The sequence below is a fragment of the Dietzia cercidiphylli genome, from assembly GCF_014145145.1.
In the GTDB taxonomy this organism is placed as follows: domain Bacteria; phylum Actinomycetota; class Actinomycetes; order Mycobacteriales; family Mycobacteriaceae; genus Dietzia; species Dietzia natronolimnaea.
The window spans coordinates 1-13,842 of sequence record NZ_JAALEA010000375.1 but is presented as its reverse complement, the minus strand read 5'-3'; the positions used below and the strand labels follow the sequence as shown (position 1 = coordinate 13,842).

The 13,842-nt window shown below is 67.8% G+C and carries 19 protein-coding genes; 1 reads left to right on the top strand and 18 read right to left on the bottom strand.

Going from position 1 to position 13,842, the window contains the following annotated elements; all coding sequences use genetic code 11:
* Positions 1-347 precede the first annotated feature (347 nt).
* Genes rpsQ through rpsJ form a run of 11 tightly spaced genes read right to left on the bottom strand, consistent with a single transcriptional unit; the run spans position 348 to position 5,742 of the window.
* The gene (gene rpsQ / locus G6028_RS13350) at positions 348-623 is read right to left on the bottom strand and encodes a 30S ribosomal protein S17 (RefSeq protein WP_179525920.1); all 276 of its coding nucleotides are present in this window, start codon (positions 621-623) and stop codon (positions 348-350) included.
* A 17-nt stretch (positions 624-640) separates the two neighbouring features.
* The gene (rpmC, locus tag G6028_RS13345) at positions 641-871 is read right to left on the bottom strand and encodes a 50S ribosomal protein L29 (protein WP_017838199.1); all 231 of its coding nucleotides are present in this window, start codon (positions 869-871) and stop codon (positions 641-643) included.
* The gene (rplP, locus tag G6028_RS13340; protein WP_017838198.1) at positions 871-1,287 is read right to left on the bottom strand and encodes a 50S ribosomal protein L16; all 417 of its coding nucleotides are present in this window, start codon (positions 1,285-1,287) and stop codon (positions 871-873) included. The genes rpmC and rplP overlap by 1 nt, the downstream gene beginning before the upstream one ends.
* 2 nt (positions 1,288-1,289) lie before the next feature.
* A complete protein-coding gene (rpsC, locus tag G6028_RS13335; protein ID WP_179525921.1) occupies positions 1,290-2,123 on the bottom strand; it encodes a 30S ribosomal protein S3 in 834 nt (277 codons plus the stop codon).
* Positions 2,124-2,564, bottom strand: a complete 441-nt coding sequence (rplV, locus tag G6028_RS13330; protein ID WP_179525922.1) for a 50S ribosomal protein L22 — start codon at positions 2,562-2,564, stop codon at positions 2,124-2,126.
* On the bottom strand, positions 2,561-2,842 hold the full coding sequence (gene rpsS / locus G6028_RS13325) for a 30S ribosomal protein S19 (protein ID WP_017838195.1): 282 nt from the start codon (positions 2,840-2,842) through the stop codon (positions 2,561-2,563). The genes rplV and rpsS overlap by 4 nt, the downstream gene beginning before the upstream one ends.
* A 14-nt stretch (positions 2,843-2,856) precedes the next feature.
* Positions 2,857-3,693 carry a 50S ribosomal protein L2 gene (gene rplB / locus G6028_RS13320; RefSeq protein WP_107757059.1) on the bottom strand — a complete coding sequence of 279 codons (837 nt, stop codon included), beginning with the start codon at positions 3,691-3,693 and terminating at the stop codon, positions 2,857-2,859.
* Positions 3,694-3,724: 31 nt separating this feature from the next.
* Positions 3,725-4,027 (bottom strand): 50S ribosomal protein L23, encoded by a 303-nt coding sequence (gene rplW, locus G6028_RS13315; RefSeq protein ID WP_179525923.1) that lies wholly within the window; start codon positions 4,025-4,027, stop codon positions 3,725-3,727.
* The gene (gene rplD, locus G6028_RS13310; protein ID WP_182659151.1) at positions 4,024-4,722 is read right to left on the bottom strand and encodes a 50S ribosomal protein L4; all 699 of its coding nucleotides are present in this window, start codon (positions 4,720-4,722) and stop codon (positions 4,024-4,026) included. The genes rplW and rplD overlap by 4 nt, the downstream gene beginning before the upstream one ends.
* On the bottom strand, positions 4,719-5,384 hold the full coding sequence (rplC, locus tag G6028_RS13305) for a 50S ribosomal protein L3 (RefSeq protein WP_179525925.1): 666 nt from the start codon (positions 5,382-5,384) through the stop codon (positions 4,719-4,721). Before rplC ends, rplD begins: the two co-directional genes overlap by 4 nt.
* Positions 5,385-5,436: 52 nt before the next feature.
* On the bottom strand, positions 5,437-5,742 hold the full coding sequence (gene rpsJ / locus G6028_RS13300; RefSeq protein WP_003938093.1) for a 30S ribosomal protein S10: 306 nt from the start codon (positions 5,740-5,742) through the stop codon (positions 5,437-5,439).
* 547 nt (positions 5,743-6,289) lie between these two features.
* On the opposite strand from rpsJ, the gene G6028_RS13295 reads away from it, so the two are divergent.
* Complete coding sequence (locus G6028_RS13295) at positions 6,290-6,562, top strand: hypothetical protein (protein ID WP_179525926.1); 273 nt, start codon at positions 6,290-6,292, stop codon at positions 6,560-6,562.
* 112 nt (positions 6,563-6,674) lie between these two features.
* On the opposite strand, the gene tuf is transcribed toward G6028_RS13295, so the two are convergent.
* The 7 genes from tuf to G6028_RS13260 form a co-directional block, all read right to left on the bottom strand.
* Entirely contained in the window at positions 6,675-7,865 is a 1,191-nt protein-coding gene (gene tuf, locus G6028_RS13290) for an elongation factor Tu (RefSeq protein WP_182617730.1), read from the bottom strand.
* A 175-nt stretch (positions 7,866-8,040) separates the two neighbouring features.
* On the bottom strand, positions 8,041-10,152 hold the full coding sequence (gene fusA, locus G6028_RS13285) for an elongation factor G (protein WP_182617728.1): 2,112 nt from the start codon (positions 10,150-10,152) through the stop codon (positions 8,041-8,043).
* A 199-nt stretch (positions 10,153-10,351) separates the two neighbouring features.
* The gene (gene rpsG, locus G6028_RS13280; protein WP_179525929.1) at positions 10,352-10,822 is read right to left on the bottom strand and encodes a 30S ribosomal protein S7; all 471 of its coding nucleotides are present in this window, start codon (positions 10,820-10,822) and stop codon (positions 10,352-10,354) included.
* Positions 10,822-11,193, bottom strand: a complete 372-nt coding sequence (gene rpsL, locus G6028_RS13275; protein ID WP_017838186.1) for a 30S ribosomal protein S12 — start codon at positions 11,191-11,193, stop codon at positions 10,822-10,824. Before rpsL ends, rpsG begins: the two co-directional genes overlap by 1 nt.
* A gap of 199 nt (positions 11,194-11,392) precedes the next feature.
* Positions 11,393-12,043, bottom strand: coding sequence for a TetR family transcriptional regulator (locus tag G6028_RS13270; RefSeq protein ID WP_179525930.1), 651 nt, complete (start codon positions 12,041-12,043; stop codon positions 11,393-11,395).
* An 11-nt stretch (positions 12,044-12,054) separates the two neighbouring features.
* Positions 12,055-13,188 (bottom strand): NDMA-dependent alcohol dehydrogenase, encoded by a 1,134-nt coding sequence (locus tag G6028_RS13265; RefSeq protein WP_179525931.1) that lies wholly within the window; start codon positions 13,186-13,188, stop codon positions 12,055-12,057.
* Positions 13,189-13,254: 66 nt separating this feature from the next.
* A partial coding sequence (locus G6028_RS13260) for an enoyl-CoA hydratase-related protein (RefSeq protein ID WP_182659150.1) occupies positions 13,255-13,842 on the bottom strand: 588 nt, incomplete at its 5' end.

Sequence of the window (13,842 nt, the reverse complement as noted above, 5' to 3'; positions counted from 1 at the left end):
CCCCGCCGTCCCCGCACCCGCGCCGGCCCCGATCAGCAGTGCCGACACGGCCACGGTCGTCGCCCGGAGTGCGACGGGGGTGCGTGGGCGCGCTCCCCCGCGTCCCGCCGTGCGGCGTCCGTCCCGATGGATATCCGGCCTTCTCGTCATTTCCCGATCCCGTCCTCGTGCGCGACGCGGCCCACGGGAACTGACGCCCCGGGCCGCAGGGTGAACTCCGGCTCGGTAGCCGATGACACAATACTGACTTGTCGTATCAAGACTAGGATTTTGTTACATCCCCACACGCCGCCGGCCCGGCCCCGAGTAGTCGGGGCCGGGCCGGGGGTGAGAGTGGAGCGACTCTCCTACTTCGCGCGCTCCAGGACCTCGACGACGCGGTAGCGCTTGGTGGCGGACAGCGGGCGGGTCTCCATGATCCGCACGCGGTCGCCGACACCGGCGTCGTTGGTCTCGTCGTGCGCCTTCACACGCTCGGTACGGCGCATGATCTTGCCGTAGAGCGGGTGCTTCACGCGGTCCTCGAGTTCGACGACGATGGTCTTGTCCATCTTGTCGGACACGACGTACCCGATCCGCACCTTGCGGCTGTTGCGCTCGGTGTTCTCGCTGGCCTCAGTCACGGCTGCTTCCTTGTCACTCACTTGGCATCACCCGGCGCCGCCGACAACCCGAGCTCGCGCTCGCGGATGACGGTGTAGATGCGTGCGATGTCGTGACGGACGACGCGCAGGCGACGGTTGTTGGTCAGCTGACCGGTGGCCATCTGGAAGCGCAGGTTGAACAGCTCCTCCTTGGCCTCACGAAGACGCGCGGTGAGCGCATCGGCGTCGAGTTCACGCAACTCGGGGGCGGTGGTTCCACTAGCCATCAGAACTGCTCCTCCCGGGTCACGATACGGGTCTTGCACGGGAGCTTGTGCTGCGCGCGGCGCAGCGCCTCGCGTGCGGTCTCCTCGTTCGGGTACGACATCTCGAAGAGGATGCGACCCGGCTTGACGTTCGCGACCCACCACTCGACGGATCCCTTACCGGAACCCATGCGGACCTCGGCGGGCTTCTTGGTCAAGGGGCGATCGGGGTAGATGTTGATCCACACCTTGCCGCCACGCTTAATGTGGCGGTTGATCGCGATACGCGCGGACTCGATCTGACGGTTGGTGACGTACGCCGGCTCGAGAGCCTGGATGCCGTACTCACCGAACGTCACCTTGGTGCCGCCCTTGGCCCCGCCGCTACGGCCGGGGTGGTGCTGCTTGCGGTGCTTGACGCGCTTGGGGATAAGCACTGTCACGCCTCCCTGGTCTGATTCTGCGGAGCCTGGGCGGGGGCCTCGGCAGCCGGACCGGAACCGGCGCGGCCGGTCTCGGTGCTGGTGGCCGTGGTGCCCTGGGCGCCGGAACGACGCGGCCGGCCTGCGCCACGCTCGCGGCGCGGTCCTCGGTCGGCACCGCCGCGGTTGCTGGACTGGGCGTACTGATCGGACTCGCGACGACCGCCGACCACGTCACCCTTGTAGATCCACACCTTGACGCCGATGCGACCGAAGGTCGTCTTGGCCTCGTAGGTGCCGTAGTCGATCTCGGCACGCAGGGTGTGAAGCGGGACGCGACCCTCGTGGTAGCGCTCCGAACGCGACATCTCGGCACCGCCGAGACGACCCGAGCAGACCACCTTGATGCCCTTGACCTGCGGCTGACGCATCGCGGACTGGATGCCCTTACGCATCGCGCGGCGGAACGCCACGCGGTTGGAGAGCTGCTCCGCGATGCCCTGGGCCACGAGCTGGGCGTCGGCCTCGGTGTTCTTGATCTCGAGGATGTTGAGGTGGACCTGCTTCGCGGTGAGCTTCTCGAGCTCGCCGCGGAGACGGTCGGCCTCGGCGCCACGACGACCGATCACGATGCCCGGCCGGGCGGTGTGGATGTCGACGTTGACGCGGTCGCGGGTACGGGAGATGTCCACGCCCGAGATGCCGGCCCGCTCCATGCCCTTGGACAGGAGCTGACGGATCTTGATGTCCTCGGCGACGTAGTCCGCGTACTGCTTGTCGGCGTACCACTTGGACGTCCAGTCCGAGGTGATGCCGAGACGGAAGCCGTGCGGCTGGATCTTCTGTCCCATTTAGCGGGCACCTCCCTGGTTACGACGACCCCGGCCGGTGGAACCGGCCTTCTCGGGCACGCTGGTCACCTCGACGGTGATGTGGCTCGTGCGCTTACGCACTCGGAACGCACGACCCTGGGCACGCGGACGGAACCGCTTCAGGGTCGGGCCCTCGTCGGCGAACGCAGCCGACACGACCAGGGTCCGGGGATCCAGGTCGAGGTTGTTCTCGGCGTTCGCGATGGCGGACGCGAGGACCTTGCCCACCGGCTCGCTGGCGGCCTGCGGGGCGAACCGCAGGATGTCCAACGCGTCGGAGGCGTCCTTGCCCCGGATCAGGTCGATCACACGACGCGCCTTCATGGGCGTGACGCGGACGAACTTGGCGGTGGCCCGGGCGGAGAGCTGCTGCTCGTCCTGCACCGTGCCTTCGGCGGTCTTGCTGGTATCAGTGCTCATCGGCGCTTACTCTTCCGATCGTCCTTGATGTGCCCCTTGAACGTGCGCGTCGGCGCGAACTCGCCGAGCTTGTGACCCACCATGGAGTCGGACACGAACACGGGCACATGCTTGCGGCCATCATGGACGGCGAACGTGTGGCCGATGAAATCGGGCAGGATCGTCGAGCGACGCGACCAGGTCTTGATGACCTGATGAGTACCCTTGTCGTTCTGCGCGTCCACCTTCGCGAGGAGGTGCTCGTCGACGAACGGACCCTTCTTGAGACTACGAGGCATCCTAGTTTCCCTCCTTAACGCTTCTTACCGGTGCGACGGCGACGGACAATCATCTTGTCGCTCGCCTTGTTGGGCTTGCGGGTCCGGCCCTCGGGCTGGCCCCACGGGCTGACGGGGTGACGTCCACCGGACGTCTTACCCTCGCCACCACCGTGCGGGTGGTCGACGGGGTTCATGACCACACCGCGGACGGTCGGGCGGACGCCCTTCCAGCGCATGCGGCCGGCCTTACCCCAGTTGATGTTCCCCTGCTCGGCGTTGCCGACCTCGCCGATCGTCGCGCGACAGCGGACGTCGACCCGGCGGATCTCGCCGGACGGCATGCGGAGTGAGGCGTACGCGCCCTCCTTGCCGAGCAGCTGGATCCCGGCACCGGCGGCGCGTGCCATCTTGGCACCGCCCCCGGGACGGAGCTCCACGGCGTGCACGACGGTACCTGCGGGGATGTTGCGGAGCGGCAGGTTGTTGCCGACCTTGATATCGGAACCGACACCCGACTCGACCTTCATGCCCTGCTTGAGGTTCCGCGGGGCCAGGATGTACCGCTTCTCGCCGTCCGCGTAGTGCAGGAGGGCGATGTTGGCGGTGCGGTTGGGGTCGTACTCGATGTGGGCGACGGTGGCGTCGACGCCGTCCTTGTCATTACGACGGAAGTCGATGACACGGTACTGGCGCTTGTGGCCACCGCCCTTGTGACGGGTGGTGATCCGACCGTGACCGTTACGGCCACCGGTCTTGTGTAGTGGGCGAAGCAGCGACTTCTCGGGCGTCGAGCGGGTGATCTCGGCGAAGTCCGAGACGCTCGAGCCGCGACGGCCGGGCGTCGTGGGCTTGTACTTGCGGATAGCCATGAGGTTCTCTCGTCCTTAACTCTTCCCGCCGTCAGGCGGTCAGACCCGGGATCTCGATGGGCTTGCTGTCGGCCGCAAGGGTCACGATGGCGCGCTTGGTGCTCTTGCGCTGTCCGAACCCGGTGCGGGTGCGCTTACGCTTGCCCTGACGGTTGGCGGTGTTGACGGACTCCACCGTGACGCCGAAGATCTCCTGGAGGGCGATCTTGATCTGCGTCTTGTTGGCGTCCGGGGCGACCAGGAACGTGTACACGCCCTGCTCGAGCAGGCCATAGGCCTTCTCGGAGACGACGGGGGCGAGGATCACGTCCCGGGGATCGGCGACGGTGCTCACTTGTCGGCCTCCTTCGCGGCGGTGTTCTCCGTGCCCGGGGCACGCTTGCTGGCCTGCGAGACGAACGCGTCCAGTGCCTCCACCGTGAACACGACGTCGTCTGCACGCAGCACGTCGTAGGTGTTCAGCTGATCCGGAGCGATGGGATGGACGTGGTCCAGGTTGCCCACCGAGCGCCACGCGGCGACGTCCTCGCGGCCGACGACGAGCAGGAACTTATTGCGACCGGACAGGCTTCCGAGGAAGTCCCGCACGCCCGCCGTCGACGGGGTCTGACCCTCGACGAGCTCGGTGACCACGTGGATACGATCGCTGGCGGCCCGGTCGGACAGGGCACCGCGGAGGGCGGCGGCCTTCATCTTCTTGGGGGTGCGCTGCGAGTAGTCGCGCGGCTTCGGACCGTGGACCGTGCCACCGCCGGTGTAGGCGGGGGCGCGGGTAGAGCCCTGGCGGGCGCGGCCGGTGCCCTTCTGGCGGAACGGCTTGCGGCCACCGCCACGGACCTCGCCGCGGGTCTTGGTCGAGTGCGTGCCCTGCCGCGCCGCGGCGAGCTGAGCCACGACGACCTGGTGCATCAGCGCCAGGTTGGGCTCGACGCCGAAGATCGCGGCGGGCAGCTCGACCGACCCGTCGGCCGAACCGGCCGGGGTACGGACGTCAAGCTTGAGATTCACGGTGTTCTCCGTCGTGGTCATGCGCGCGCACCGCCCTTCACTGCGGATCGGACCATCACGAGGCCGCCGTTGCGGCCCGGGATGGCGCCCTTGATCAGGAGGACGCCGGCTTCGGCATCGACCTTGTGGACCTTGAGGTTCATGGTGGTCACGCGCTCGTTGCCCATGCGGCCGGCCATCTTCTTGCCCCGGAACACGCGGCCCGGGGTGGATGCGCCACCGATGGAACCGGGCCGGCGGTGCACGGCCTGGGTGCCGTGTGAGGCGCCCTGTCCGTGGAAGCCGTGACGCTTCATGGTGCCGGCGAAACCCTTGCCCTTGGAGGTGCCGGTGACGTCGACGAAAGCGCCGTCGGAGAACACATCCGCGCCGAGCTCCTGGCCCAGCTCGAAGGCTGCGGCCTGCTCCGCGTTGTCCAGCCGGATCTCCGCGAGGTGGCGACGCGGGGTCACACCCGCCTTGGAGAACTGGCCCGTGACGGGCTTGGTGACCTTACGGGGGTCGATCGCGCCGAACGCGATCTGGACGGCGTTGTAGCCGTCGGTCTGCTCTGTACGGATCCCGGTGACTACACACGGCCCGGCCTTGATGACGGTAACCGGGACGACCCGGTTGTTCTCGTCGAAGACCTGGGTCATGCCGAGCTTCGCGCCCAGGATTCCCTTGATCTCGGTAGTACTCATCTGTTCACTGTCTCCGCTGCACGTTGCTTGCTGACCGCTGCTCGGTCGGAGGTCACTGGATGTTGACGTCGACGCTGGCAGGCAGGTCGATGCGCATGAGCGCGTCCACGGTCTTGGGCGTGGGGTCGAGGATGTCGATCAACCGCTTGTGGGTGCGCATCTCGAAGTGCTCGCGCGAGTCCTTGTACTTGTGCGGCGAGCGGATGACGCAGTACACGTTCTTCTCGGTCGGCAACGGCACCGGGCCGACGACACGAGCTCCCGTACGGGTGACCGTCTCGACGATCTTGCGCGCCGAGGCGTCGATGGCCTCGTGGTCATAGGCCTTCAGCCTGATGCGGATCTTTTGTCCCGCCACTTCGTCCTCATTCTCCCCCCGCCCGTGAAGGCGGCTGTCGTGAGCGCCCTCGCTGCGCGGGGGACACTTCTGTGTTCGCTTGTCATACGTGACACCGTCTGACCGTCTACCACCCGGTCACATGCATCGGTGCTTCGTCGTGGAGGACCGCCGTCGCGCGCTCACGAACGTGACACGACCACGAGCCCTCCAGAGGACGGAGTGCCGCACTCCCGCGGGGCGAGGGTGACGGCGGAACCGATCCGCTGCCGCTGTTGATGTGTCACGACGCGTCCACGCGGTCGGGCGTGTCGCCCTCCCACTTTTCCGGCGGGTGATCGCTCACCCGCCCCGGTCGTGCTCGCCCGACCAACCCGGCGATCGCGGGGCCCGGGGGCCACACGAGTTCGCCGCCTTGTCCGGGCAACTCGACCAGTATGCCGCACGTACCCCACGGGATCAAAATCGCCGGGGCCGACGGGTCGGGGATGCCGCGACCGGCGTGCCGCGACTTCGGTAGCGTCGAGCCATCAGCGCCCATGCGCCTCGTCACCCAGGAGAGCCCCACGTGAACAGCCGACGCGAACCACGCGACCCCGCCGCCTACAAGCGGGATCGTCGCCAAGCCGTCCTGCGCCACCACCCGGACAAGGGCGGTGACCCGGACGAGATGCTCCGCGCGCTCGAGGAGGTCGACCGCAGACACGGGGTCGGCGGGCCCCGCCGCCCGGAACACGCCGCGACCGCCGAGCAGGTCGCCGCGGTGGCCGTGACCGCTCTGGCCGGGATGGCGGCGGTCGGTTTGTCCGTCGCCATGAGCGTCATGGGCCGGCGGCGGTAGCCGTCCCTCCCCCGGACGCCACGACGAACGAGGGAGGGGCGCCCCACCTCGCGGTGGGGCGCCCCTCCCTCATATGGTCCGGACTACTCGTCCGACCCGACGGGTCAGTCGATCACTTGATGATCTTGGTGACCTGACCGGCGCCGACGGTGCGGCCACCCTCACGGATCGCGAAGCGCAGGCCCTCGTCCATTGCGACCGGCTGGATGAGCTCGACGCTCATCTCGGTGTTGTCGCCCGGCATGACCATCTCGGTGCCCTCGGGGAGGGTCACGACGCCGGTCACGTCCGTGGTGCGGAAGTAGAACTGCGGACGGTAGTTGTTGAAGAACGGCGTGTGACGGCCGCCCTCGTCCTTGGACAGGATGTACGCCTGGCCCTCGAAGTTCGTGTGCGGGGTGTACGCGCCCGGCTTGATGACGACCTGGCCGCGCTCGACCTCCTCGCGCTTGAGGCCACGGACGAGCAGACCGACGTTGTCGCCGGCCTCGCCGTAGTCGAGGAGCTTACGGAACATCTCGATGCCCGTGATGGTGGTCTTGGTGGCCTTCTCCTTGATGCCGATGAGCTCGACATCCTCGTTCACGTTGATCTTGCCGCGCTCGATGCGACCGGTGACGACGGTGCCACGACCGGTGATCGTGAAGACGTCCTCGACGGGCATGAGGAAGGGCTTCTCCGTCTCACGCTCGGGGTCCGGGACGGAATCGTCGCAGGCCTGCATGAGGTCGCGGATCGCCTGGACCCACTTCTCTTCACCCTCGAGCGCCTTGAGCGCCGAGATATGGACGACGGGGGCGTCCTCGTCGAACTCCTGCGAGGCGAGGAGCTCACGCACCTCCATCTCGACGAGCTCGAGGATCTCCTCGTCGTCGACCATGTCGCACTTGTTGAGGGCGACGAGGATGTAGGGGACGCCGACCTGACGGGCGAGCAGCACGTGCTCACGCGTCTGCGGCATCGGGCCGTCGGTGGCGGCCACGACCAGGATCGCGCCGTCCATCTGGGCGGCACCCGTGATCATGTTCTTGATGTAGTCGGCGTGACCCGGGGCGTCGACGTGCGCGTAGTGGCGCTTCTCCGTCTGGTACTCGACGTGGGAGATGTTGATCGTGATACCACGAGCCTTCTCCTCCGGCGCCTTGTCGATCTCGTCGAACGCGAACGCGTCGTTGAGATCGGGGAAGGTGTCCGCCAGGACCTTGGTGATGGCCGCGGTGGTGGTGGTCTTGCCATGGTCGACGTGACCGATGGTGCCGATGTTAACGTGCGGTTTGGTCCGCTCGAACTTCGCCTTCGCCACTGTGTGTCCTCCTGGACTGGTCTGTCCCCACCTCGAGGTGGGCACTGCTTTGTGTGGGATCTGATCTTACTCATCGTGCCGTGGGGGGCACGAACCGGCGGCCACCCGGAGGTTCGACCGTGCGCCGCCGGCATCGGCCCCGCCCTACCTCTCGGCCGGGCGGGACCAGTACCGGTTACTCGCCGGTCGCCTTGGCGATGATCTCCTTGGACACACTCGCCGGAACCTCGGCGTAGTGGGAGAAGACCATCGAGTAGTTGGCCCGGCCCTGCGTCCGCGACCGGAGGTCACCGACGTAGCCGAACATTTCGGACAGCGGCACGTTGGCCTTGACGACGCGGGCGCCGGAGCGCTCCTCCATCGCCTGGATCTGGCCGCGGCGGGAGTTGATGTCGCCGATGACGTCGCCCATGTAGTCCTCGGGGGTGATGACCTCGACGGCCATGAGCGGCTCGAGGATCACCGGCTGACACTTGCGCGCGGCCTCCTTGAAGGCCATCGAGCCCGCGACCTTGAACGCCATCTCCGAGGAGTCGACCTCGTGGTACGCGCCGTCGACCAGCGTCGCCTTGACGTTGACCATCGGATACCCGGCCAGGACGCCGTACTGCATGGCGTCCTTGATGCCGTGGTCCACGGAGGGGATGTACTCCTTGGGCACCCGGCCACCGGTGACCTTGTCGGCGAACTCGTAGGTCTCGCCCTCCTCGACCTGCTCCTGCGGGAGCGGCTCGAGACGGATCTGGACCTTGGCGAACTGGCCCGAACCACCGGTCTGCTTCTTGTGGGTGTAGTCGTACTTCTCGACCGTGCCCTTGATGGTCTCGCGGTAGGCGACCTGGGGCTTGCCGACGTTGGCCTCGACCTTGAACTCGCGCTTCATCCGGTCGACGAGCACGTCCAGGTGGAGCTCGCCCATGCCGCCGATGACCGTCTGACCGGTCTCGTCGTCCAGCCTGACGGAGAACGTCGGGTCCTCGCGCGCCAGCTTCTGGATGGCCGTGCCGAGCTTCTCCTGGTCGGCCTTGGTCTTGGGCTCGATCGAGACGTCGATGACCGGGGCCGGGAACGTCATCGACTCGAGGATGACCTGGTTCTGCAGGTCACACAGGGTGTCACCCGTGGTGGTGTCCTTGAGGCCGATGAACGCGTAGATGTGGCCGGCGACGGCCTCCTCGACGGGCATCTCCTTGTTGGCGTGCATCTGGAAGAGCTTGCCGACGCGCTCCTTCTTGCCCTTGGTGGCGTTCTGCACCTGCGTGCTCGGGTCGATGCGACCCGAGTAGACGCGGACGAAGGTGAGCTCACCGAAGAACGGGTGCACGGCGATCTTGAACGCCAGCGCCGCGAACGGCTCGTCCTTGGAGGGCTGACGGCTGACGACCTTCTCCTCGTCGCCCACGGCGTGACCGTGGATCGAGCCGACGTCGAGCGGGTTCGGCAGGTACGCGATGACGGCGTCGAGCAGGGGCTGGACGCCCTTGTTCTTGTACGCCGAACCACACAGCACCGGGTAGATCTCGGCGTTGACCGTCATCTTCCGGATCGCGGCCTGGATCTCGGCCTTCGTCAGCTCCTCGCCGCCGAAGTACTTCTCCATGAGGGCCTCGTCGCTCTCGGCGACGGCCTCGAGGAGCTTCTCCCGGTACTCGTCGGCCTTGTCCTTGAGATCCTCGGGGATCTCCTGGACCGTGGCCTCGGTGCCGATCGGCGTGACGCCGGGCCAGACGAGGGCCTTCATCTCGACGAGGTCGATGACCCCGTCGAACTCGTCCTCCGCGCCGATGGGCAGCTGCAGGACGAGCGGCTTCGCGCCGAGCCGGTCGATGATGGTCTGCACGGTGTAGTAGAAGTCCGCGCCCATCTTGTCCATCTTGTTGACGAAACAGATGCGCGGGACGTCGTACTTCTCCGCCTGGCGCCAGACCTGCTCCGACTGGGGCTCCACGCCCTCCTTGCCGTCGAAGACCGCGACGGCGCCGTCGAGGACGCGCAGCGAGCGCTCGACCTCGACCGTGAAGTCGACGTGGCCCGGGGTGTCGATGATGTTGATCTGGTTGTCGGCCCAGAAACAGGTGACGGCGGCCGACGTGATGGTGATGCCGCGCTCCTTCTCCTGTTCCATCCAGTCGGTGGTCGAGGCGCCGTCGTGCGTCTCGCCGATCTTCCGGTTGACACCCGTGTAGAACAGGATGCGCTCGGTGACGGTCGTCTTACCGGCGTCGATGTGCGCCATGATGCCGATGTTGCGGACCTTGTTGAGGTCGGTCAGCACGTCCTGTGCCACGGATGGTCCCCGATCGTGAGTCTTAGGTGGCCCGGGCGGTCGTGTGGACCGTCCGAACCGGGTCTGTTGTCCTGGGCCGTGCCCCGCTTCACTCGCGCGGGAGCCGACCCTCGTTCAATGATGCCACCCTCGGGGCGGCCGGGGGGCCCCTGAGCGGTGACGCCCGGTGGGCGTCCCCCCGCTCCGGGGCCCGGCTGGATCACCAGCGGTAGTGCGCGAACGCCCGGTTGGCCTCGGCCATCTTGTGGGTGTCCTCGCGGCGCTTGACCGCGGCACCCAGACCGTTGGAGGCGTCGAGGATCTCGTTGGCGAGACGCTCGACCATGCTGTTCTCGCGGCGCTGCCGGGAGAAGGTCACCAGCCAGCGCATCGCCAGGGTCGTGGAACGCCCGGGGCGGACCTCGACGGGCACCTGGTAGGTGGCGCCACCGACGCGGCGGGAGCGGACCTCGAGGGCGGGCTTGACGTTGTCGAGCGCCTTCTTGAGGGTGAGGACCGGATCGGTACCGGTCTTCTCGCGGCAGATCTCCAGCGCGGAGTAGACGATGCGCTCGGCGGTCGTCTTCTTGCCGTCGAGGAGGATCTTGTTGACGAGCTGCGTGACCAGCGGCGAGCCGTAGACCGGATCGTTGATGAGCTGGCGCTTCGGGGCGGGACCCTTGCGAGGCATTACTTCTCCTTCTTGGCGCCGTAGCGGGAGCGGGCCTGCTTGCGGTCCTTCACGCCCTGCGTGTCGAGGGAGCCGCGGATGATCTTGTAACGGACACCCGGGAGGTCCTTCACACGACCACCACGGACGAGCACCATGGAGTGCTCCTGGAGGTTGTGGCCCTCACCGGGGATGTAGGCGGAGACCTCGATACCGCTGGTGAGGCGCACGCGGGCGACCTTACGCAGCGCGGAGTTCGGCTTCTTGGGGGTGGTGGTGTACACACGGGTGCACACGCCACGACGCTGCGGCGAGCCCTTGAGGGCAGCCGTCGCCGTCGAGGACTTCTTGTCCTGGCGGCCCTTGCGGACCAGCTGGTTGATGGTTGGCATGAACCGACTTTCTCTAGCTGGCGGCCTCCTCGGGGGCGACCACCGGTCACTGGGACGTTGCTCGTATCCGGACTCTCGCGCTCCCCGACGGGCGCACGGGCGACCACGTCAGCCGCTCTCGCTGGCCTACTGGGCACGATCCTCCAGCTCGCGTACTGCGAGCACGATGGTCAAGCCTAACCGCCCTCGTGAGGATCGGTCAAAACGCGGCCGGGGCGACGCCTCGGGCCGACGCCTGCGGGACCTGCGCGAGCACCAGGTCGAGGGTCTCGGCCCAGTATCGGATCACCTTCTCACGACGGGCCGAGTCGTCGGAGAGCACGTCCGCGAGCCCGAGCCCGCGGGCCAGGTCGAGGGTGGCCTGCAGGGGCCTGCGCACCCGCACGTCGCCGGGGTCGTGACCGAGGGCGGCGGCGGCGATCACCAGGACCTCCCGGGACATGTGGTTCTCGAGCGGCAGCACGCGGTCGCGCAACGCCGGATCGCTGGCCGCCGCGGTCCAGACGTGCAGCGCCGCCTTGAAGATGTCGGAGGTGTAGTGCTGGACGATGAGTCGGACCACGGCGACCGTCCGCTCCGGGCCCGGGTCGGGCAGATCGAGTCCCACGTTCCGGACGTCCTCGAGCCGCTGTTCGATCATGTGCCCGAGGGCGGCGGTGATGAGGTCCTCACGGGTCGGGAAGTGGTGTTGCGCGGCGCCCCGTGAGACGCCGGCGGCGGCGGCCACCGCGCCCACGGTGGTCGCCGCCCAGCCCTGCGTAGCGAGGAGGTCGATCGAGGCACCCAGGAGGCGTTCCCGCGTGAGGCGACTACGGTCCTGCTTGGGGGCCCGCTGCTCGGGTGCCGTCATTGCTCCTCCTGTTACCAGTCCTGCTCGTCGTAGATGATCACACCGCGGATGTTCTTGCCGTCGCGCATGTCCTGGTACCCCTGGTTGATCTCGTCGAGCCGGTACGTCCTGGTGACCAACTCGTCGAGCTTGAGGTTCCCGGCCCGGTACTGGTGCAGCAGGTGCGGGATCTGCTTGCGCGGGCCGGTGCCACCGAAGATCGCCCCCTGCAGGGTCTTCTGCTGCATGGCCAGGTCGAGGATGGAGATCTGCGCGTCGACGGCCATCATGTCCCCCAGCCCCACGACCACGCAGCGGCGCCCCTTGCCGGTGAGCATCAGCCCGGGCAGCAGGTCCTTCCCGTCCACCACTCCCATGGTGAGCAGGACCAGGTCCGCCATGCGCCCCCAGCTGAGCTCCCCCACCAGCGCCATGGCGTCGTCCATCGAGGCACACGTGTGTGTCGCCCCGAACTCCATCGCCTTTTCCCGCTTGAACTCCACCGGGTCCACGGCCACGATGACGCGCGCCCCCGCCGCGGCGGCGCCCTGGACGGAGTTGATCCCGATCCCGCCCACGCCGACCACCACCACGACGTCGCCCTCCTTGGCCTGGCCGATCTCGGTGGCCGAGCCCCACCCCGTGCAGACACCGCATCCGAGCAGGGCGGCCTTGTCCAGGGGGATGTCCTTCTCGATCTTGACGACCGAGGACTGGTGGACGGTGACGTGCGGCGCGAAGGTGCCCAGGACGCACATTGTCGCCACGGGCTCGCCGTCGGCGGTGTGCACCCGGTAGCCGTCGTCGCTGATGGCCCGGCCGCTCAGCAGCCCGGCGCCGTTGTCACAGAGGTTCTGCAGCCCCTCGGAACAGGGCGGGCAGGTGCCGCAGGCGGGGATGAACGCAAGAACGACGTGATCCCCCTCCTCGAGCCCGGTGACACCCTCTCCCACCTTGGTCACCACGCCCGCGCCCTCGTGGCCACCCATGATCGGATAGGTCTCGAACTGCAGGTCCCCCGTGAGCAGGTGCTCGTCCGAGTGGCACAGTCCCGAGGCGGCGAGTTTGACCTGCACCTCCCCCGCCTTGGGGTCGTCGATGTCGACGTCGACGATCTCCCAGGCGTCCTGCTTGGGTTCACGGATGATGGCTGCTCTGGTGCGCATGGCATTACCTCTCGGGTTGGACGCGGGCGATGTGGTGACGGTCACACATCAACGACATCGCATACGCTACGCGTCCGGCGTCGCCCAGGAGGGCGGTCGGCGCTCAAGAAATGCGGTCATCCCCTCGGCGACCTCGGCGGTGGTGAACAGGCGGGCGGTCACCCCGGCCAGGTCCTCTCCACGGGCGTCAAGATCGGCCAGCATCGGCGCCGCCAGCAGCGCCTTGTTCTCCGCCAGTCCCTGCGGTGAACAGGGCCGGAACGCGGCGACCAACTCGTCGACGGCGGCGTCGACGTCGTCGACCGCCTCCGAGAGCAGGCCGATCCGACTCGCGTGCGCCGCGTCGAACTTCTCACCGGTCAGCAGGGCGCGTGCGAGGTCCCGTGAGTTGATCCGCGCCGCCAGCGGCACCGAGATCATGGCCGCCGCCAGACCGAGGCGGACCTCGGTGAGCGCGAACGTCGACGTCGGCCCGGCGAGGGCGAGGTCGCAGGCGGCCACCAGTCCCATACCGCCGGCGCGGACGTGGCCGTCCACCGCGGCGATCACGGGCTTGGGGTGCGAGATGATCGCCCGGAGCAGCCCGAGGAACACCCGGGTCCGCTCGGCGGCCTGCGCCTCCGGGCTGCTCTGGTCGGCCCCGGCCGCGGAGGC